This window comes from Prauserella flavalba, from assembly GCF_003202235.1.
GTDB lineage: Bacteria > Actinomycetota > Actinomycetes > Mycobacteriales > Pseudonocardiaceae > Prauserella_A > Prauserella_A flavalba.
In genome coordinates this window covers 66,514-87,203 of the sequence record NZ_MASU01000008.1, presented here as the reverse complement: position 1 = coordinate 87,203, position 20,690 = coordinate 66,514, and the positions used below count along the sequence as shown (strand labels likewise).

Annotated in this window: 18 protein-coding genes; 2 read left to right on the top strand and 16 right to left on the bottom strand. The window is 72.7% G+C overall.

Going from position 1 to position 20,690, the window contains the following annotated elements; genetic code table 11:
• Position 1: 1 nt before the first annotated feature.
• Together BA062_RS20765 and BA062_RS20760 are read left to right on the top strand one after the other, a co-directional pair.
• Entirely contained in the window at positions 2-649 is a 648-nt protein-coding gene (locus BA062_RS20765; protein ID WP_110339253.1) for a dienelactone hydrolase family protein, read from the top strand.
• A gap of 9 nt (positions 650-658) precedes the next feature.
• Complete coding sequence (locus BA062_RS20760; RefSeq protein WP_110339251.1) at positions 659-1,471, top strand: serine hydrolase domain-containing protein; 813 nt, start codon at positions 659-661, stop codon at positions 1,469-1,471.
• Here the strand turns inward: BA062_RS20760 and BA062_RS20755 are convergent.
• From BA062_RS20755 to BA062_RS20680, 16 genes are all read right to left on the bottom strand, one after another.
• Complete coding sequence (locus tag BA062_RS20755; RefSeq protein WP_110339249.1) at positions 1,455-2,405, bottom strand: D-2-hydroxyacid dehydrogenase family protein; 951 nt, start codon at positions 2,403-2,405, stop codon at positions 1,455-1,457. The two genes, BA062_RS20760 and BA062_RS20755, sit on opposite strands and share 17 nt — an antisense overlap.
• A 9-nt stretch (positions 2,406-2,414) precedes the next feature.
• Positions 2,415-3,611: an endonuclease/exonuclease/phosphatase family protein gene (locus BA062_RS20750; protein ID WP_110339247.1), complete on the bottom strand. Its 1,197-nt coding sequence runs from the start codon at positions 3,609-3,611 to the stop codon at positions 2,415-2,417.
• Between the two features lie 70 nt (positions 3,612-3,681).
• Entirely contained in the window at positions 3,682-4,539 is an 858-nt protein-coding gene (locus BA062_RS20745) for a shikimate dehydrogenase (RefSeq protein ID WP_110339245.1), read from the bottom strand.
• On the bottom strand, positions 4,526-6,124 hold the full coding sequence (locus BA062_RS20740) for an endolytic transglycosylase MltG (protein ID WP_110339243.1): 1,599 nt from the start codon (positions 6,122-6,124) through the stop codon (positions 4,526-4,528). The genes BA062_RS20745 and BA062_RS20740 overlap by 14 nt, the downstream gene beginning before the upstream one ends.
• Positions 6,121-6,615, bottom strand: coding sequence for a Holliday junction resolvase RuvX (ruvX, locus tag BA062_RS20735; protein WP_110339241.1), 495 nt, complete (start codon positions 6,613-6,615; stop codon positions 6,121-6,123). Before ruvX ends, BA062_RS20740 begins: the two co-directional genes overlap by 4 nt.
• Positions 6,612-9,272 (bottom strand): alanine--tRNA ligase, encoded by a 2,661-nt coding sequence (alaS, locus tag BA062_RS20730; protein ID WP_110339239.1) that lies wholly within the window; start codon positions 9,270-9,272, stop codon positions 6,612-6,614. Before alaS ends, ruvX begins: the two co-directional genes overlap by 4 nt.
• Positions 9,273-9,369: 97 nt before the next feature.
• Positions 9,370-9,690 (bottom strand): hypothetical protein, encoded by a 321-nt coding sequence (locus BA062_RS20725; protein ID WP_110339237.1) that lies wholly within the window; start codon positions 9,688-9,690, stop codon positions 9,370-9,372.
• Positions 9,687-10,091 (bottom strand): DUF948 domain-containing protein, encoded by a 405-nt coding sequence (locus tag BA062_RS20720; RefSeq protein ID WP_110339235.1) that lies wholly within the window; start codon positions 10,089-10,091, stop codon positions 9,687-9,689. The genes BA062_RS20725 and BA062_RS20720 overlap by 4 nt, the downstream gene beginning before the upstream one ends.
• 45 nt (positions 10,092-10,136) lie before the next feature.
• Entirely contained in the window at positions 10,137-11,048 is a 912-nt protein-coding gene (locus BA062_RS20715) for an NAD(P)-dependent oxidoreductase (RefSeq protein WP_110339233.1), read from the bottom strand.
• Between the two features lie 19 nt (positions 11,049-11,067).
• Positions 11,068-12,435 (bottom strand): replication-associated recombination protein A, encoded by a 1,368-nt coding sequence (locus tag BA062_RS20710; RefSeq protein WP_110339231.1) that lies wholly within the window; start codon positions 12,433-12,435, stop codon positions 11,068-11,070.
• A gap of 54 nt (positions 12,436-12,489) precedes the next feature.
• Positions 12,490-13,386 (bottom strand): SGNH/GDSL hydrolase family protein, encoded by an 897-nt coding sequence (locus BA062_RS20705; RefSeq protein ID WP_110339229.1) that lies wholly within the window; start codon positions 13,384-13,386, stop codon positions 12,490-12,492.
• Between the two features lie 62 nt (positions 13,387-13,448).
• Positions 13,449-14,663, bottom strand: a complete 1,215-nt coding sequence (locus BA062_RS20700) for a phosphotransferase (protein WP_110339227.1) — start codon at positions 14,661-14,663, stop codon at positions 13,449-13,451.
• A 78-nt stretch (positions 14,664-14,741) separates the two neighbouring features.
• Positions 14,742-15,683 (bottom strand): DUF389 domain-containing protein, encoded by a 942-nt coding sequence (locus BA062_RS20695; RefSeq protein WP_110339225.1) that lies wholly within the window; start codon positions 15,681-15,683, stop codon positions 14,742-14,744.
• 6 nt (positions 15,684-15,689) lie between these two features.
• Positions 15,690-17,456 (bottom strand): aspartate--tRNA ligase, encoded by a 1,767-nt coding sequence (gene aspS, locus BA062_RS20690; RefSeq protein WP_110339223.1) that lies wholly within the window; start codon positions 17,454-17,456, stop codon positions 15,690-15,692.
• A 128-nt stretch (positions 17,457-17,584) separates the two neighbouring features.
• On the bottom strand, positions 17,585-19,519 hold the full coding sequence (locus BA062_RS20685; RefSeq protein ID WP_210406941.1) for an intein-containing Rv2578c family radical SAM protein: 1,935 nt from the start codon (positions 19,517-19,519) through the stop codon (positions 17,585-17,587).
• 350 nt (positions 19,520-19,869) lie between these two features.
• Positions 19,870-20,658 carry an IclR family transcriptional regulator gene (locus BA062_RS20680; protein ID WP_110339656.1) on the bottom strand — a complete coding sequence of 263 codons (789 nt, stop codon included), beginning with the start codon at positions 20,656-20,658 and terminating at the stop codon, positions 19,870-19,872.
• Positions 20,659-20,690: the final 32 nt, after the last annotated feature.

Here is a 20,690-nt window from a genome sequence, read left to right as displayed (position 1 = left end):
GATGACGGTGCCCTTCGCCGTCGAGACCGAGGACGTGGCGCTGCCCGGGGACCTCACGATTCCGGCCGACGCGACCGGCGTGGTCGCGTTCGCGCACGGCTCCGGCAGCTCCCGGCACAGCCCGCGCAACGTGGCGGTGGCCAGGACGCTGCAGGACCAGCGGCTCGGCACGCTGCTGTTCGACCTGCTCAGCCCCGACGAGGAGCGCGCCGACGCCGCCACGGCCGCGCTGCGCTTCGACATCGAGCTGCTCGCCGGGCGCCTGGTCGACGCCGTCCACCGGCTGACCGAGGACGACCGCACCCACGAGCTGCCGATCGGCCTGTTCGGCGCCAGCACCGGTGCCGCCGCCGCGCTGGTCGCCGCGGCGAGGCGGCAGGAGTACGTCCGCGCCGTGGTGTCGCGGGGAGGCAGGCCGGACCTGGCGGGCGACGCGCTGGGCGAGGTGAGCTGTCCGGTGCTGCTGCTGGTCGGCGAGCGGGACGAGCACGTCCGCAGGCTCAACGAGCAGGCCGCCCGGAACCTGCGGGCGCGGTACGAGATCGAGGTCGTGCCCGCCGCGACGCACCTGTTCGAGGAGCCGGGCGCACTGGAGCACGTCGCCGGGCGGGCCGGGGTCTGGTTCGAGAGGCACCTCGCGCGTTCGTAGGCTGGGGGCATGGACAGCGTGCGGGTGGTCGGGCAGTGGCCGGTGGACAACGCGGCGACGGCGGTCGTGCGCGCCGACGGCGGCGTGCTCGGCAGCCACGGCGACACCGGGCGGGTCTTCCCGCTCGCCTCGGTCACCAAGCTGCTCACCGCCTACACGGCGCTGATCGCGATCGAGGAGGGCGTGGTCGAGCTGGACACGCCCGCGGGTCCCGAGGGCGCCACGATCAGGCACCTGCTCGCCCACACGGCGGGCCTCGGCTTCACCGAGCACAAGGTCTACGCGCCGCCCGGGCAGCGCAGGCTGTACTCCAGCGCGGGCTTCGAGCAGCTCGCCGACGCGCTCACCGAGCACTCCGGCATCCCGTTCGCGGCCTACCAGGACGAGGCGCTGTTCCAGCCGCTGCGCATGAGCAGCACGAAACTCAACGGCTCCCCCGGCGCCGACGCGGAGTCCACCGTGGACGACCTGGTGCTGTTCGCCGCCGAGCTGCAGCAACCGAAACTCCTGGCGCCCGCCACGCTCGCGCGGGCGACCGAGGTGGCGTTCCCCGGGCTGGCCGGCGTCCTGCCCGGGTTCGGCCACCAGAAACCCAACGACTGGGGCCTCGGCTTCGAGATCCGCGACCACAAGAGTCCACACTGGACAGGCAGCCTCAGCTCCCCGCGTACGTTCGGCCACTTCGGGCAGTCCGGCACGTTCCTGTGGGTCGACCCGGACGCCGGCGTGGCGTGCGTCGCGCTGACCGACCGCGACTTCGGGCCGTGGGCGGCCGAGGCCTGGCCCGCCTACACCGACGCGGTGCTCAGGGAACTGGCATGACGCGGATGGGCTCACCGGCCTGGTAGGCGGCGATGTCCTCCACGGCGTCGCGGTAGAACACCTCGTACACCTCGCGCGTCACATAGCCGATGTGCGGGGTGAGGACCGTGTTGGGCAGCGACCGCAGCGGGTGCTCGGCGGGCAGCGGCTCCTGGTCGAACACGTCGAGCGCGGCGCCCCCGATCCGCCGCTCCCGCAGCGCCTCCACGAGCGCGTCCTGGTCGACGATCGGCCCGCGCGAGGTGTTCACGAGCCACGCGTCCGGCTTCATCAGTGCCAGCTCGGCGGCGCCGACGAGCCCCCGCGTGCGCCTGCTCAGCACGAGGTGGACGGTCACGATGTCGGACTCGCGCAGCAGTTCCTCCTTCGGCACCGCCGTCACGTCGTGCTCGGCGGCCTTCTCCGGCGTGAGGTTCTGGCTCCACGCGATCGTGCGCATGCCGAACGCCTGCCCCACGCGCGCGACCTTGGCGCCGAGCCTGCCGAGCCCGAGCAGGCCCAGCGTGCGGCCGTGCAGCCCGGTGCCGACGCCGACCTGCCAGCCTCCCTCGCGCACCGACCGTTCCTCGGCGGGCAGCCCGCGCACGGCCGCGAGGATCAGCGCCCACGTCAGCTCCGCGGCCGGGTGCGGCAGGTACCCGGTGTGGCTGACCACGATCCCCCGCTCGGCCGCCGTCCTGAGGTCGATCGAGGGGTTGCGCGGGCCGCCGGTGCTGACGATCAGGCGCAGGTCCGGCAGCCGTTCCAGCAGCTCGGCGGGGAACGGGGTGCGCTCCCGCATGGCGACCACCACTTCGAATCCCGCGAGCCTGCTCGCCAGCTCGTCCCGGTCGCGGATGTGCTCGGTGAACACCTCGATCTCGGCATCGAGCGAAGCCCAGTCCGCGAGGCCGAGCGCGACGTTCTGGTAGTCGTCGAGGATCGCGATCTTCATGCCCCCAAGCTAAGGGACGGCCACCTCGACGTGCACCAGGTGGTGGTCGGAGGCGTCGTTGAGCCGCGCCAGGTCCGTCCCCGGCACGGGCCAGAACCCGCCGTCCCGCAGCGGGAGCAGGCCCCGCGAGGGCAGCACGTAGTCCACGCGGAGGTTGCCCGGCGTCTCGTCGTTGAAGTCGGCCGTGTCGAGCCACGGCCCGCCCTTGTGTTCCGCGTTGGCGCCGCCCTGCTGTTCGGCCGCCACGACCGCGCCGAGGCTGGCCGGCTTGGTGTCCTGGACGCGGGGCGCGTCCAGCAGCTGCCGGGCGGCGCTCGCGACGCTGTCGCCGTCGAACGGGTCGGCGTTGTAGTCGCCCGCGATCACGAACCGTTCGCCCGCGCGCAGCCCGCCCCGCCTGCCGGTGTCGTCGTAGATGTACGCGCCCTTGCCGGGCGTGACGTAGTCGGCCCAGAACCGGATCTCGTCGTGGTTGCGGGTGCCGTTGCGGTCCTCGGGGCCGTCGAAGGTGGGCGGCGTCGGGTGGGCGACGAGGAAGTGCACGGTGCGCGTGCCCACGCGTACCGGCACGTCCCAGTGCGACTTCGACGACAGGCGCAGAACCTCCAGCGCCTCCGGCGAGTACCAGTCGGCGGACTCCGGCGTGGCCGGGTCGTCGGGCAGCAGCGCTCCGGGCATGTCCTGCCAGCGGAAGTGTTGGAACGTCCGCACCTTCGCGGTGTCGATGGGGTACTTCGAGAGCACGAGCATCCCGTACTGGCCCTCGAACACGCCGAAGCCGTGCGCGTCGTTGCCGCCGCCGACGCTGCCGGACCGGTCGAGGTCGAAGCCGGTGGGCACCCCGGTGTTGACGGGCGCGGTGTAGGCGTACGGGTAGTCGATCGGGCGCGCGCCGTTCTGCCCCACCTCGAGGTAGTTGTCGCGGAACGCGTCGGCCGCGGCGTTGCCGGGCACGTAGTCGAACTCGTTGACCAGCAACACGTCGGGCCTGCTCCGCTGGATCACCTCGGCGACCTCGCGCGCCTGCGCGTTGTCCGGTGTGGACAGATCCGCGAGCAGGGCGCCCTCGGCGCCGCGGTTGAGCGAGGCGTTGAACGTCGCGAACTCGACGCTCGCGCCGGGCTTCGGCGTGGCCGAGGCGGGCGCCGCGGAGACGGCGAGCACCGCGACGGCGAGAACGGGCAACCACCCGCGAGATGTGCGCACTTGTGTCTACCTCCCAGTCGCGCTCACCCTACGGGCACAAGGTGAACGGCGGGGAGCGACTTTCGGACGATCAGTCCAGCGGCAGCGGCAGAATGTTCCCGGTCGCCTCGCGCAGGGCGTCGCGCATCGCCGCCCGGGGAGCGGGCTGCCCCGTGAACTGCTCCACCTGGCCGAAAGCCTGGTGCAGCAACATGTCCAGCCCCGTCGCGACCCGGCCGCCGCGTGCGGCGACGGCCTCGGCGAGCAGCGTCGGCCACGGGTGGTAGATCACGTCGAGCACACAGCCGACGGTGGCCAGCTCCGCCAGGTGCGGGGCGACCGCGTCGGGCGGCACCGTGTTGACGAGCACGTCGGTGTCCCCGGTGACGGCGCCGAAGTCCACGTCGGACCAGCGCAGCACCTCGACGGCCAGCCCGGCGCGTTTCGCGGCCGCCGCCGACTCCTCGGCCCGCGCGGGCTCCCGCACGACGAGCCGCACCAGCTCCAGGCCGAGCGCGGCGAAGCCCGCGACGGCCGCCGCGGCGGTGCCCCCGGCGCCGAGCACGATCGCCGTCCGGCCCCCGGTGTACCCGCCCGCGGCGCGCAGGGCTCCCACGACGCCGTCCACGTCGGTACAGTCGGCGCGCCAGCCGCCCGAGGGCAGGTGTACGAGCGTGTTGGCGGCACCGACGGCGGTGGCCCTCGGCGTGGCCTCCGTGGCCAGGTCCAGTGCCGCGCGCTTGCCCGGCATCGTCACCGACAGCCCCGCCCACTCGGGACCGAGACCGGACACGAGGCCGGGCAGGCTCTCGGCGTCGGCCTCGATCCGCTCGTAGGTCCAGTCCGGCAGGCCCAGCGCGGCGTACGCGGCACCGTGCAGTACCGGCGAGAGCGAGTGCTCCACCGGCTTGCCGAGAACCGCCGCGCGGCGCGCGCTAGAAGACGCCACGGGCGATCGCGTCGTCACGGTTGCGCAGGTGCTCCTCGTAGTCGACCGAGAAGCACGACAGCCCGTTGGTCTCGCACTTCACGAAATACAGCCACGGTCCCTCGGGGGGCTCCTCCGCCGCGGTGATGGCCTCCAGGCTCGGCGCCGAGATCGGCGTCGGCGGCAGCCCCCGGTTGCGGTAGGTGTTGTACGCACCGGCCCGCGCCCGGTCGGCGTCGTTGGTGCGCACCTCGGGCTGGTGGAGCACGTAGTTGACGGTCGAGTCGAGCTCGAGCCGCATGTTCTCCGCGAGCCGGTTGTGCAGGACCCGGGAGACCTTGCCGAAGTCGTTCTCCACGGCCTCACGCTCGATCAGCGACGCGATGATCAGGATCTGGTACGGGCTGTAACCGGTTTGCCCGGCGGCGTCGGGCAGCCCGGCGGCCTGCATGCGCAGCGTCGAGGTCTTCAGCACCTCGCCGAGCAGCGTGGTCGCGTCCCAGCCCGGCTTCACGTCGTACACGCCCGGCGCGATCATGCCCTCGAGCTTGCGACCCGGCTCGGCCCTCGCCGCGTCGGCGGCGGCCCACTCGGGCACGCCCAGCTGCGCGGGGTCGGTGGTGTCGGCCACCCGGCGCAGCTCCTCCGCCGGGATGCACGTGCTCGTGCCGTTGAGGTCCGCGCAGGACGCCTGCGACAGCAGCGAGAACACACCCGGGGTGACGGAGCCGTCCGGCTGCTGGATATCGTCGAGCTGGGTGCCCGCCCGCAGTTGCAGCTGGCCGACCCTGGCGTCCGGTGCCACGAGACCGCTCACCGCGCTCGCCCCGGACATCTTCGTCTTGAGCACGTAGTAGCCGGGCTGCACGCTCAGCACGCGCTGGTCGTCCTCGCTCGCGTCGACGAACGCCTCGGCGCTGGCGACCACGTCGAGTTCGTCGAGCTTCGTGGCGATGGCGCGCGTCGAGTCGCCCTCCTCCACGTGCAGCAGCACGTCGTTCTCGCCGGTGCCCTCGTAGTCCTCGAAGCCGAAGCCGAGCAGCTCACGCGCCCCGTAGTAGGCCCCGCCGGCGAGCAGGACGATCACCGTGAGCGCGGCGAGCCAGCCCAGGAACCGCTTGCGGCGCTTGCGCGGCGCGCTCGGCTCCGGCCGGTCCTCGCGCTCGTCCTCGAAGTACTCGGGGACGGCCCGGTCGTCGTCCTCGTCGCGGATGTCCTCGTCGAGCAGGTCGTCGTAGTCACCGTGGTCGCCGTAGTCGTCGTAGTAGTCACGGTCGCCGAAGTCGAGGCCGAGCACCTCGGTGGGGTTCTCGTCGGCCGGCACGCCCTCGTTGGGCGAGCGCCTCCGGCGGGCCGGCGGCCGGGGCCTGCGCTCGGGCACCGCGCCCCTGGGCTCCCCCGGACGCGCGGCGGGACCGGGCTCGGGGGCGGCGTGCCGCGCCCGGCGGGCGGGCGGGCGCCTCGGCACCGGCGGGTCGGAGGGCAGCGGGCGCTGGGGCCGCTGGGGCGGCTCGGCGGCGGCCTGCCGAGGAGGCCGGGGCGGGCGCTCCGCCTGCGGGGGCCGGAGACGGCGCCTGCCGCCGGGACCGTCGTGGGGGGTGCTCATGCCGGACCGGCCTCCCTCGCGATCGCCGCGCCGCGCGCGTCGAGCCAGCCCTGCAGGATCTCGACGGCGGCGGCCTGGTCCACCACGGCACGCTGCTTGCGGCCCTTGACGCCGCGCTGCGACAGCATGCGGCTGGCGCTCACCGTGGTGAGCCGCTCGTCCGCGAGCCGCACCGCCACGGGGGCCACCCGCCCGGCCAGCCTGCGGGCGTAGTCGGCGGCGGTCTCGGCCGCCGCCCCGTGGCGGTCGGCCAGCGTCCTCGGCAGTCCCACGATCACCTCGACCACCTCGTGTTCGGCGACAAGCCGCGCCAGCTCGTCGAGATCGGTGTCGTCGTCCGCATCACGCGACAGGGTAGCGAGCGGGGTAGCCAGGATGGGCGCGGGATCGCTGAGGGCCACGCCCACCCGCACGGATCCCACGTCGACGGCAAGCCTGCGGCCGGCCCCGGGATCCTGCTCCCCTGGCCGGTCAGGACGGATGTCGCTCACCCCGACGCGAGGGCACCGCGCAGCGCCGCGATGGCCTGGTCGATGCCCGCGGGGTTGCTGCCGCCACCCTGCGCCATGTCGGGCTTGCCGCCGCCGCGGCCACCGACCGCCTCGGCGAACGCGGGCACCAGCTTGCCCGCGGCGAGCCCCTTGTCGCGGGCCGCGGCGGTGGTGGCGACGACGAAGCTCACCTTGCCGTCGGCGGGGGCGAACAGGGCCACCACACCGGGCCGCGAGCCCAGCCGGTTGCGGACCTCGCCCGCGAGCGCGCGCACGCCGCCCGCGTCGACGCCCTCGGCGAGCTGCTCGGCCACCAGGGCAACGCCGTTCACGTCCTGTGCCTTCTCGGCGAGCGACCCCGCCGAGCCGAGCACCTGCCGCGTGCGCAGCTGCTCGATCTCCTTCTCGGCGTTGCGCAGCCGCGAGAGCACGTCCTCGATGCGGGAGGGCAGCTGGTCGGTCGGCACCTTCAGCGTGCCGGCGAGCTGCGAGACGAGCAGCTGCTCCTTGCGCACGTGCCGCAGCGCGTCGGTGCCGACGAGCGCCTCGACCCGGTGCACGCCGGAGCCGATCGACGAGTCGCTCACCAACTTGACGAGGCCGAGCTGGCCGATCCGGTCGACATGCGTGCCACCGCACAGCTCGCGCGAGTAGTCGCCCATGTCGACCACGCGGACGTCGTTGCCGTACTTCTCGCCGAACAGGGCGACCGCGCCGAGCTCGAGTGCCTTGTCCTTGGTGGTGACGTAGGACTGCACCTCGACGTCGGTCTGGAGATAGTCGTTGACCTCCTCCTCGACCTCGGTGAGCACGTCGGCCGACACGGAGCCGGGCGTGGTGAAGTCGAACCGCATGCGGCCCGGCGAGTTCAGCGAGCCCGCCTGCGCGGCACGCTTGCCGTAGGCGCCCCGCACGGCCGCGTGCACGAGGTGGGTGGCCGAGTGCGAACGCTCGATGGAGGCGCGGCGCGTGGCGTCGACCGACGCCGTCAGCTCGGTGTCGAGGCCGACCTCGCCCGCGAGCACCTCGACGCTGTGCACGAACAGGCCGGGCACGAGCTTCTGCACGTCGAGCACCTTCAGCTCGACGCCGTGGCCCAGGAGCGTGCCGGTGTCGGCGATCTGGCCACCGCTCTCGGCGTAGAACGGCGTGCGGTCGAGGATCAGCCCGGCCTTCTGCCCCTCGCCGACGGAGGGCACCGGCACGCCGTCCTGCAGCAGCGCGAGCACGCGCGACGTGGACTGCAGGTCGGTGTAGCCGAGGAACTCGGTCTCGCCGTGCTGCTCCAGCACCTTGCGGTACTCGGAGAGGTCGCCGTGGCCGCTCTTGCGCGCGGCCGCGTCGGCCTTGGCCCGCTGCCGCTGCTCCTCCATGAGCGTGCGGAAGCCGTCCTCGTCGACCGACAGGCCCTGCTCCGCCGCCATCTCCAGGGTCAGGTCGATCGGGAAGCCGTAGGTGTCGTGCAGCTGGAACGCCTTGTCCCCGGCCAGGATGTCGCCACCGGAGCGCTTGGTCTCCTCGGCGGCGAGGTCGAAGATCTTCGAACCGCTCGTGAGCGTGGAGAGGAACGTCTCCTCCTCGACGCGCATCACGTCGCTGATGCGGTCGAAGTCGCGCGCGATCTCCGGGTACGACGGCGACATCGCGTCGCGGACCACCTTGGCGAACTCCGGCAGCACCGGCTCGTGCACGCCGAGCAGGCGCACCGAGCGCACGATGCGCCGCAGCAGGCGCCGCAGCACGTAGCCGCGCGCCTCGTTGCCGGGTGTGACGCCGTCCGTGATGAGCAGGACGCCCGAGCGCGCGTGGTCGGCGATGACGCGGAACCGCACGTCGTCGGTGTGGTTCGCGCCGTAGCGGCGGCCGGAGAACTCCTCGGCCCTGGTGATCACCGGCCGGACGAGGTCGGTCTCGTAGACGTTCTCGACGCCCTGCAGCAGGTAGGCGACGCGCTCGACGCCCATGCCGGTGTCGATGTTCTTCTTCGGCAGCTCGCCGATCGGCGGGTGGCCGTACTTGGGGCTCGCCTCACCGCGCACGTCCTGCATGAAGACGAGGTTCCAGATCTCCAGGTACCGGTCCTCGTCGACGACGGGACCACCCTCGCGGCCGTACTCGGGGCCGCGGTCGTAGTAGATCTCCGAGCACGGGCCGCCGGGGCCGGGCACGCCCATGTCCCAGTAGTTGTCCCTGCCGTCGCGGGCCTGGATCCGCTCGGACGGGATGCCGGCGATCTCCCGCCACAGGCCCGCCGCCTCGGAGTCGTTCTCGTAGACGGTGACCCAGATCCGGCTGGGGTCGAACCCGAAACCGCCGTCGGCCTGCGAGGTGGTGATCAGTTCCCAGGCGCGCGTGATCGCGCCTTCCTTGAAGTAGTCACCGAAGGAGAAGTTCCCCGCCATCTGGAAGAACGTGTTGTGCCGCGTGGTCTTGCCGACCTCGTCGATGTCGCCGGTGCGCACGCACTTCTGCACGCTCGTCGCACGCGGGTAGGGCGGCGGCACCTCGCCGAGGAAGTACGGCTTGAACTGGACCATGCCCGCGTTGACGAACAGCAGGGTCGGGTCGTCGAGGATCAGCGAGGCGCTGGGCACCCTGGTGTGCCCGTGCCCCTCGAAGTAGTTCAGGAACCGCAGGTTGATCTCGTGTGTTTCCACTGGTTTTCCTCTGGGTGAGGCTCGGCGGCACCGGATCGGGCGCGAGCCTGGTTTCGGGGACGGCGGTGACGGCGGGGAGCGCGGCGAACGACGCCGCTCAGCTCTCCGCCCGGGGCGCTCGCCGGGCGCGCGACTCGGCGGCGTGCCTGCCGGCCGCCGCCTCGTACCTGGTGGCCTCGGTCCTCGCCGGAAGGCCCGTGCGCCGCTCCACGATGTCGTTCAGCTCCTGCTCCCGCTCGCTCATCCCGGCGCGGACGTCCGCACCGAACGCGCCGATGGCGCCCGCCAGCTCCCGCACGGCGTCGCCCAGGTTCGAGGCTAACCCCGCAGGAGTGGCTTGACGAGCCGTTTCGGTCGCCTTACGGGAGAGGGCGACGCCGGCGGCGACGCCCATACCGAGCCAGAACAGCCGCCTCATCGCTTGCTCTTCCTGCCCCGGCGCAGCGTGTGCTTGCCGTCCTCGGCCTTGCCCTTGCGGCGCGCGCGCACGGCCTTGGACAGGCCGTAGGACAGCGCGGCGGTCTTCACGAGCGGACCGCCGAGGGTCGCGGTGAACACCGACGACAACGCCGACACGTTGCCCGAGACGGCCTGCGCGTTGGCCGTGATGCCGTCCACGCGCTCGAGCTGCGTGTTGACGTGCGTGATCGTGTCGTTCGCGCCGTGCAGCAGCGGGTCGGTGTTCTCGTGTGCCTTGCGGATCGCGATCGTGGCCTCGTCCAGCGTGCGGCCGAGCTTGATCAACGCGATCGCGAGGAACAACACCAGCAGCACGAAGGCGCCAGCGGCGATCAGTGCGGCGATCTGCCCTGCCGACACGTGCCCTCCTCCAGGATCGGTGGCGACGTCGATGTGCGGGTCAGGCTACCGTGCGTCGTCGGCCCCGGCCGTGCGACCCTGCCGCGCGCCGGCCCCGTCCACGCTCACGACTCCGCGGTAGAGCGCCGCCATGTCGTCGTCGGCGTGACCCGCGTCCGCGGCGGCCGCCAGGTGCCGCCGGGCGGCGCGCACCCCGGCGAGATCGGCGCCGCCCTCCTCGGCGAGGACAAGGTCGGCGTCCTTGAGCGCGTGCCGCACCGCGAAGCTCAGCGGGAACTCCCCGGAGATCATCGCCTCGCCCTTCACGTGCGCGTAGCCGACGTCGAGCGGGCCGCCGCCGATCGCGTCGAGGAACAGGGCGGGGTCGAGGCCCAGCTCGCGCGCGAGACCCACGCTCTCGGCCGTGGCGTTGGTCAGCGCGAGCACCCACGCGTTGGCGACGAGCTTGAGCCTGCTGCCCGCGCCCGTCCCGCCGGCCCAGAGGGTGCGCCCGCCGACCGCGCCGAACACCGGCTCACAGCGCTGCCGCACATGTTCCGGCCCGGAGCCGAGCACCACGAGCGCGCCCTCCTCGGCGGGTTTCCTGGTGCCCAGCACGGGCGCGTCGGCGAAGTCCACCCCGGCCATGGCGGCCAGGCCGGCGAGGGTCTCCGTCCACCCGGACCCGATCGTGCCCATCTGCACCCACACGGCATCGGGACCGAACGAATCCAGCACTGGTTCGACGGTCTCCCGGGTGGCGGGGCCGTCGGCGAGCATCGTCACCACCAGGTCGGCGCCCTCGACGGCCGCCCTCGGTTCGGTGACCACCTCCGCGCCCCGCTCGGCGAGCGGCCGCGCGCGGTCGGCGGTGCGGTTCCACGCCCGCACGGGCAGTCCCGCGCCGAGCAGGTTCAGCGCCATCGGCAGCCCCATGGTGCCCGTGCCGAGCACGGCGACGACCGGCTTGCCCGTCATGGTCCCCTCCTTCGCCGCGTCAGCCTCCCCTGATGGTGCGGCGCAGGCGCGGCACCCGCTCGGCGAGGGCACGCTCGGCGCCGCGCTGGGTCGGCTCGTAGTAGTCGCGGCCCACCAGCTCGTCCGGCGGGTACTGCTGGGCGAGCACGCCCTCGGCCACGCTGTGCGGGTAGCGGTAGCCCTGCGCGTTGCCGAGCTTCTCCGCGCCCGCGTAGTGGCCGTCCCGCAGGTGCGGGGGCACCGTCCCGACCCCGCCGGAGCGCACGTCGGCGAGCGCGCTGTCGATCGCGGTGATCACCGCGTTGGACTTCGGCGCCGTGGCGAGGTGCAGCGTCGCCTGTGCCAGTGCGAGCCTGCCCTCCGGCATGCCGATGAACTGCACGGCGTGCGCCGCCGCCACGGCCGCCTGCAACGCGGTGGGATCGGCGAGCCCGATGTCCTCGCTCGCGTGCACGACGAGCCTGCGCGCGATGAAGCGCGGATCCTCGCCCGCCTCGATCATGCGAGCGAGGTAGTGCAGCGCGGCGTCGGCGTCGGAACCGCGGATCGACTTGATGAACGCGCTGATGACGTCGTAGTGCTGGTCGCCGTCGCGGTCGTAGCGCACCGCCGCCTTGTCGACAGTGGACTCGACGGTGGCGAGCTCGATCGTCGGGCTGCGCGTGGCCGAAGCCGCGTCGGCCGCCGCCTCCAGCGCGGTGAGCGCGCGCCGCGCGTCACCCGCCGCGAGGCGCACCAGATGCGCCATCGCCTCGTCGGTGAGCGTGAACTCGCCGCCGAGACCGCGTTCGTCGGTGAGCGCGCGGCCGAGGAGGTCGCGGATGTCGTCGTCGGTGAGCGGGCGCAGCTGCAGCACGAGCGAACGCGACAGCAGCGGGGACACCACGGAGAACGACGGGTTCTCCGTGGTGGCGGCGACGAGCAGCACCGTGCGGTCCTCGACCGCGCCCAGCAGGGCGTCCTGTTGCGTCTTGGAGAAGCGGTGGACCTCGTCGATGAACAGCACGGTGTTCTCGCCGTTGTAGCGGCGGCGGCGCTTGGCCTCCTCGATCACGCCCCTGACCTCTTTCACCCCGGCCGAGAGCGCCGACAGCGCGACGAAGCGCCGCCCGGTGGCCGTCGACACGAGGTTGGCGAGCGTGGTCTTCCCGGTACCGGGCGGGCCGTACAGCAGAACCGACGCCGGGGCGGCGCCCTCCACGAGCCTGCGCAGCGGCGCGCCCTCCCCCAGCAGGTGCTGCTGGCCGACGACCTCGCCGAGCGTGCGCGGGCGCATCCGCACGGCCAGCGGCGAGCCCGGCGGCGGGGGCGGCGGTTCCGTCGCCGCGACGGGCTCCGGCGGCGGCGCCACGTCCGGGTTCACCGTGAAGAGTTCGTCTTGGTGCACACCCCGACGGTAGCCGCGGGGGCCGACATCCGTCGCGCCGCCTCGGCGCGTGCCTCAGTGCGCTGCCGCGGGCGCGGGCAGCTCGGCCGGGTTCTCGTCGTCGCCGGTGCGGCGCCACCGCTCGGTGACGGCCCGCAGCATGATCCCCGCCGCGTAGGGCACCAGGTCGCGACCCCGCCGCCACAGCCACGGGATGCCCTTCACCACGAGCCAGCCGACGTGGTCGAGCGCACCGATCTCCTTGCCGCCCGAGCACACCAGGCTCACGGGCGCGGGCACCGTGTACCCCGCGTCGGCGAGCAGCTCCCCGAACCCGCGGGCGAGCAGCCGGTGCCCCAGCTCGGACGGGTGCAGCCGGTCCACGCTCCAGGAGGCGAGCTCGTAGGTCCCGGGCACGGCGTCGAGGTCGAGGCACGGCACACCGTGCCGGGCGACCACCTCGTCGATGGCGGCGTTGAGCGCGTCGATGCGGGCCCGGAGCGCCCGGTGCAGCGAGCGCGGCAGGCGGAACACCCGGCCGTGGTCGTGGTACCGGACGGGCAGCACCAGCGCACCGGCCGCGGCGAGCTCGGTGAGCACGTGGTCGAGGTCCGCGGCGATCCGCCGCGGCGAGAAGTCGGACCGGAGGGTGTCGTTCATACCGACGACCAGCAGCGCGACGTCGGGCCGGTGCGCGAGCGCCGCCGGCAGCTGGCCGGTGCGGACGCACGCCATGCGCGCGCCCGTGAACGAGCAGTTCAGGTACCCCGCGGGTTCGATGCCGAGCGAGCCGGCGACCAGCGGGCCCATCCCGCGCCAGGCACCGCCGGGCAGCGGGTCGCCGAGTCCGACGGCGGTCGAGTCGCCGAGCACGACGAGGCGCCGTGCCCGTACCGGGAGGGAGGTCTGTGGGGTTTCGGGAATCGCTGTCCTGGCCACGTCGTCGCACACCACGGGGACACCATCAGCCACCGAGACTCACCAGCGGTGAGCCTCGGGTAACGACGCGTGGACGTGTCGAGGAATGCTTGGTGCTAGCGGAACGCCGGGTACAGCGCGAGCTCCAGGCCGGGCCCGAAGCGCGTGTCGAGCGCGGCGGCCACCGTGGCGGCGTGCTCGGCGACGGCGGCGTCGCCCTCGCGCTCGCTGTGCTCCGCGTGCTCGGCGAGCCCGCGCCACCAGGTCGCCAGCGCGGCCGCGCGGCCGGTGCGGGAGGCGTTGCGCACGCCCGCGAGCCCGGGCAGGTGCCGGCACGTCGCGTGCCACACGGCCAGCAGCTCGGTGCCGAGGAGGTACGCCGAGAGTGTGTCCTCGTCGGCCAATGCCGGCCACAGACCCACCACCTCGGCGCGCCACGCCGCGATCATCGCCTCGCTCATCCCCGCGGGCAGCGCGAGCGGCTGCGGGGCGGAGACGAACGGCACCCGCAGGTGCGCCGCGTCGATCAGCGCGCTGCGCACCCGGCCGTGCTCGAAGTCGAGGAACCGCACGCCCGCGCCGGTCACCAGGTTGTTGTCGGGCCAGAGGTCCACCGGGCTGAACGCCCGGTAGCCGCCGGAGCTGATCTGCTCCGCCGCACGCGCGGCGGCCTGCAGGACGGCGTCGGGCGTCCGCACGCCGAGGGCCTGCTCCAGCAGCGGCGGGAACCGCTCGGTGATCTCGCCCGGCGCGGCTCCGGCGTCGTCAGGTGCCTCGCCGGACCGGTTCCGCGGGCTGAGCCTGCGCAGCAGCGCGTTGAAGTCGGCCTCGCGGTTGGCCGTGCTGAAGTGCAGGCGCCCGAGCGAGCGGGCCCACGACAGCAGGGCCGTCTCGGCGGCGCGGCTGTCGCCGCCGCACAGCTTGTCCTCGAGCGTCGGCATCCGCCCGAGGTCGTCGATCACCAGCACTCGCTGGCCGGCACCGTGGGCGAGCAGTTCGGGACACATCCGGTCCTCCGGCGAGAGCGCCGTGAACAGCTGGTAGCTCGCCGCCTCCCTCGCGAACGAGTCGTCGTGCCCCGGGCGCACCGCGCCCGGGTAATGCTTGATCACCAGCGTGCGCGGCAGGGCGAAGGACGACGAGTCGACCCGGGCCCTGACCACGGTGGCCGGGCCGCTCCCGGCCAGATCCTCGGCATCGATCAACGTGATCGTGCTGCCGAAACGCTGGGCGAGCACCGCCTCGGCGGCGGCGACGGCGGCATCGACAGAGAGAAGTTCCGCTCCTGCTCCGACTGGCGAATCGTCGGTAGAGGAGGTGTCCACAGTCATTGGCTCCGACCCTACTAGTGAACGAGCAGCGGTGACCACAACGTCGGTGAGAACATGAAGATTTCGCGGGATCGTTCGTCAACCGTTCGGCAGTGGCCGTGGGGACGCCGCGAAACGTTTGCTTCGTACCCGCACCGCGAGAACCAAAACCGCGGCGAGCACGATGCCCAGGAGGTTCACGGCCAGCTGCCCCACCGAGGCGAGACAACGGGACCACTGTCCGAGCACGGCCGCGACCGCGGCGTAGCCGGCGGCGGGCACGGTGGTGACGGAGATGAACACCCCGACCAGCGCCGCCGATTTCGCCGAGGTCATCGCCAGCATGCCCGCCGCCCCGGCCAGCAGGGCGACGATCAGCGAGTAGGGACCCACCTCGAAGATGAAGTCCACCTCGTGTTCGCCGCGGAGGTTGCCGGCGCTGAACAGGCCGGTGGCCTCGCCCAGCATCGTCGCGCCCGTGGTGACGGCCATCGCGAGGGGAAAGCCGACGGCCAGCGCGACGGCCGCCCGGCGCACCAGGTCCCAGCGCCGCAGCACGACGCCCACGGCGACGGCGGCGAGCGGCCCGAACTCGGGACCCACCACCATGGCGCCGACGATCGTGACCGGCGAGTCGGTGACCACCCCGACCGCGGCCAGCAGGCACGCGATCGTCAGGAACGCCTGAAAGGTGACGTTGAGCCGCGACTGCTCGCCGGTGAGGCTGACGAGCTCCTGCCACACGACGGCGTCGCCGCTCTCCCCCGGCGCCTCCTTCTCGGCCCGGTCGGCCGCGTCCGACAGCGCGGTGTCCAGCACCTCCAGCGTGATACCGCCGGTGCGGTCGAGCTGCTGCTCGTAGAGCCGCGTGATGACCTCGTCGGCGGCCTCGCGCGCGATGTCGGCCTCCACCACGTCGCCCTGGGGTGACACGGCGGCGCCCCGCAGCAGCACCACGTGGGCCACCCCGGGGCAATCCCGGAGCGCCTCCAGTACCGCATCGGTGCGCTCGGCCGGGCAGAGGGCCCTGAGGTGCAGCACCGGCCGTCAGCCGCGCGGCTGCGGTTTCGCGTCCACCCCGGCTTCCTTGCGCTGCTCGGCGGTGATCGGCGCCGGGGCGCCGGTCAGCGGGTCGAAACCGCCGCCGGTCTTCGGGAAGGCGATCACGTCCCGCAGCGAGTCCGCACCGGCGAGCAGCATCACGATGCGATCCCAGCCGAACGCGATGCCGCCGTGCGGCGGCGGGCCGAACTGGAACGCGTCGAGCAGGAAGCCGAACTTCTCCTGGGCCTCCTCCTCGGAAAGGCCCATCACCTCGAAGACGCGCCGCTGCACGTCCCCGCGGTGGATACGGATGGAGCCACCACCGATCTCGTTGCCGTTGCAGACGATGTCGTAGGCGTAGGCCAGCGCGTTGCCGGGGTCCGACTCGAACTTCTCGATCCACTCCGGCGTCGGCGACGTGAACGCATGGTGCAGCGCCGTCCACTTACCGCCGCCCACGGCGACGTCGTCGGTCTCGTCCGCGGCCTCGAACAGCGGGAAGTCCACGACCCACACGAACGACCACGCGTTCTCGTCGATCATGCCGAGCCGGTGCGCGATCTCCACGCGCGCCGCACCGAGCAGCTGCCGCGCGTCGTTGGGCTTGCCCGCCGAGAAGAACACGCAGTCGCCCGGCTTCGCGCCCGCCGCCTCGGCCAGGTGCTCCCGCTCGTGGTCGGACAGGTTCTTCGCCACGGGGCCGCCGAGCGTGCCGTCCTCGCCGACGAGCACGTACGCGAGGCCCTTGTGCCCGCGCTGCTTGGCCCACTCCTGCCAGGCGTCGAGCTGCCGCCGCGGCTGGTCCGCACCGCCGGGCATGACGACCGCGCCGACGTAGGGCGCCTGGAACACGCGGAACGGCGTGTCGGCGAAGAACTCCGTCAGCTCGGTGAGCTCAAGGCCGAACCGCAGGTCCGGCTTGTCGGTGCCGTACTTCGCCATCGCCTCGGCGTAGCTGATCCGGCGGAACGGCTGTGGCACCTCGACGCCGACGAGCTTCCACAGCGCCGCCACGACCCGCTCGCCGAGCGCGATCACGTCGTCCTGCTCCACGAAGCTCATCTCGATGTCGAGCTGCGTGAACTCGGGCTGCCGGTCGGCGCGGAAGTCCTCGTCGCGGTAGCACCGGGCGATCTGGTAGTACCGCTCGAGCCCGCCCACCATCAGCAGCTGCTTGAACAGCTGCGGCGACTGGGGCAGCGCGTACCAGGAGCCCGGGCGCAGGCGCGCGGGCACGAGGAAGTCGCGGGCGCCCTCGGGCGTCGAACGCGTCATCGTGGGCGTCTCGACCTCGATGAAGCCCTCGTCGTGCAGGACGTTCCTCGCCACCCGGTTGACCTCACTGCGCAGCCGCATCGCGCTCGCGGGACCGTTGCGGCGCAGGTCGAGGTACCGGTGCTTGAGCCGCACCTCCTCGCCGACCTCGAGCCGCTCGTCGATCGGGAACGGCAGCACGGCCGACTCCGACAGCACCTCCAGCTCCGTTACCAGGACCTCGATCTGCCCGGTCGGGATCTCCGGGTTCTCGTTGCCCTCGGGGCGCTGCGCGATCTCTCCGACCACCTTGATGCAGTACTCCGCGCGGAGCTGGTGCGCTCGCTCGGCCATCTCGCCCTCACGGAAGACGACCTGCGCGACCCCGCTGGCGTCCCGGAGATCGACGAAGATGACCCCGCCGTGATCCCGCCGCCGGGCCACCCAGCCGGTGAGCGTGACGGTCTGGCCAGCCTGCTCGACACGCAACGTGCCGGCGTTGTGGGTGCGAAGCACTTCGCAGGATCCTCTCGGAAAGCAGTGGTAGCGGTCTTGCCATCGGTGTACGGCGGCGTTGCGCCGACGGCTCAGGTTAACGAACCGACCGTGGTCGGCCGCCACCAGGTTCCCGAGTGCGCGGGCACCTAAAGCAGCGTCATCTGGTCTCCCTTCGTCCGGGCCGGCTCACTCGCCCCGCGCGGCATGCTGCCCTCCGGCCAGCCGCCTTCCTCATCCCCTGGCACGCCACGCTCCTCACCGCCGGACCGGGAATCGAGCCCGTACCGGCGCAGCAACGGCGTGACACGCGCCGACAGCCATCTCCGGTATGCCGCGTTGACATAGCTGCCCCGCGCGTACAGCTGCCGGTAGCGCGGCACGAGGTCCGGATACTGCTCTGACAGCCACCGCGCGAACCACTCCCGGGCTCCCGGCCGCAGGTGCAGCGGGATCACCGTGACGCCCGTGGCTCCTACTTCGGCCACCTCCGCCAAGAGGCTCTCGAGCGCCTCGGTGGAGTCGGTGAGCCCCGGCAGTACCGGCGCGAGGAAGACCCCGCAGGGCAGTCCCGCCTCCCGCGCCTTCCGTACGAGCGCCAGCCGCGCCCTCGGGCTCGGTGTGCCTGGTTCGAGCCTGCTCTGCAGGTCGCGGTCCAGCAGCGCGATCGAGACCCCGAGGCCCACGGAGACGTCCCCGCTCACCGCGCGCAGCAGGGGCAGGTCCCTGGCGAGCACCGTGCCCTTGGTGAGGATCGAGAAGGGTGTGCCCGAGCCGGCCAGTTCCGTGATGATGCGCGGCATCAGCTCGTACTTGCCTTCGGCGCGCTGGTACGGGTCGGTGTTCGTGCCCATCGCGACGTGCTCACGCTTCCAGCTCGGGCGCTGGACCTGGGCCGCGAGGACCTCGGGCGCGTTGACCTTCACGACCACCTGGGTGTCGAAGTCCCGGCCCGCGTCGAGGTCGAGGTAGGTGTGGGTGTTGCGCGCGAAGCAGTTGTGGCTCACCACCCCGTCGGCGATGAAGTCGCCCGTGCCCGTGGTGATGTCGAACAGCGGCCGCTCCACTCCCAGCGGCTCGACGGACATCACCCCGAGTCGCGCCGCCGACTTGATCGCGAGCCCGTCGATGGTGCGTTTGCGGGTGACCGCGGGGTCGGTGGTGTGGAAGAACCGCAGCCGCTCGGCGAGCCCGCCCGAGAGCCGCAGCACGCGCAGACCGCTGGCCCGGCCAGGGTCCTCGACGACGTGCACGAAGTCGAAGCGCTTCAGCGCGAGACGGGCCGTGTCGAGTACGTGCGGCGCCAGGTTCGCGATCCGGACGATGCCTCGCGAGTGGCTGCCCTCGGCGTCGTAGAGGCCGGCGAGGAAGCCCTTCTGCCAGTCCTCCTCCGGCGCCACCGGCACGGCGGAATCCCTGGGCCCGCCGTGCCCCCGCGAGAACGACCGGATCCGGTCCCGCGCCTCACCGTCGGCCGGTTCCCGTCCGGCCCCGATCCCCTGCAGATAACCCTCGCGATACGCGCGCGATCGTTCCGGCGGGACGGCGAAGCCACCCACTCCCATGAGCTTGTTGCCGGTCGTGAGGTAAGGCCTGCGCGCCGCTCCGTGCTGCGCTCCGGTGACGTGCTTCCAGCCGCGGTTGGTGAGGAACCGGTGGTCACCGCTGGCGACGAGGCTCGTGCCGTCCTCCAGCGTGATCCGGTAGGCGGGCTTGACCGTGGACCAGTGCGCGAGCACCCGCGTCGGCACGTAGCGCCGGTAACCGCCCTCCAGGCGGGTGCCGTAGATCTGCTCGCCGAGCTCGAGTTCGGCCAGCGGTTTCGTCCGGCCGTTCGCCAGCAGGACCGGCGTCTCCCCCGCGAGGCAGTAGGTACACGCGTGAGAGCAGCCCCGGTACGGGTTGACGGTCCACCGGAACGGCACGCGCGAGGCGTCCGGCACCTTGTTCAGCACCGAGCGGGCGTGGACCTCGTGAAAGGTCACGCCGGAGAAGTCCGGTGACCGCACGGAGCGGATCAGCCCGGACAGCCCGAGCAGCGCCTGCTCGGCGTTCCCGTCGGCTCGCTGGCCATCCCATCTCACAGGCTTGATTCGAACACATGTTCGATGTAGTGTCAAGGCAGCGCACGGTCACCGGCGTCGAGCCGGCACCCGCAGCGCCGCCTGGACGAGGGGATCTCGCGCGGCGAGCGCCCAGGCGCGACGGGGAACCACGGCACGAGAGGAGGTACGGGATGACAGCAGGCCACGCGGCGTGACCACACGAGCCGGCCACGGGAACGCCCTGGCATCGAGACGGGACCAGCGGCTTCCCGCCGCGCGGCCCACCGGGCCGGGCTCCCCGGAACGGCCAGGCGGCACGGGCGCCCGGCACCACGGCTCCGCATCCGCGTTCCGGTCGATCGAAAGGCGCACCGCGACCGGAACCCGGGCTACCCGTTCTGAGCGGCGGACAGCGCGGGCAGGGTCGCCGACATCGCGTTCGCCGCGGCACGCACGAGGCCGCCGACCCGGTCGAGATCGAGGCGGTGGGAACGGCCGGTCACCGACAGGGCCGCCACGACCTCACCTCTCGCGCCGAGCACGGGGGCGGCCACGGCGGACACGCCGGGCTCGGCCTCCTCACGGTTGATGCCGAGGCCGCGGGCCATCGTGCGTTCGAGATCCTGGTGCAGCAGGCCCGGCAACACGATGGTCCTGGGCGTCAGCCGGGGCAGGCCGGCGTCGACGACGCGGCGGAGCCGGTCGCGGCCGCCCCAGGCGAGGAACACCTTGCCGGTGGCCGTGCAGTGCGACGGCATCCGGCCGCCGACCCGGGAGCGGATGCTCATCGACTCGCGGCCGGTGAGCTTCTCCAGGAAGAGGGTGTAGACGTTGTCGGGCACGGCGAGGTGCACGTTCTCATGGCTGGCCTCGTAGAGCTGCTCCAGGTGCGGCAGCGCCGCCTCCCTGAGCACCCGGTGCCGCGGCACGAGCTGGCCGAGCCGGAAGAGTTTCGTCGCGAGCCGGTAGTGCCCGGGGCTCGAACGCTCCAGCGCGCCCCACTCCACCAGTTCCCCCAGGAGTCTGTGGGCGGTGGGTTTCGGCAGCCCGCTGCGGGCGGCGATCCGGGCCAGGCTCAGTTCGGGCTCGCCCGCTCCGAACGCGTCCAGCAACGACAGTCCCCGCGCCAGCACCGACTTCGGCGCCGGGCGGTCCGCATGGCGACTCTGCCCGCTCACGTGCGTGATGGTGGCGATCACGACAGTCCGGA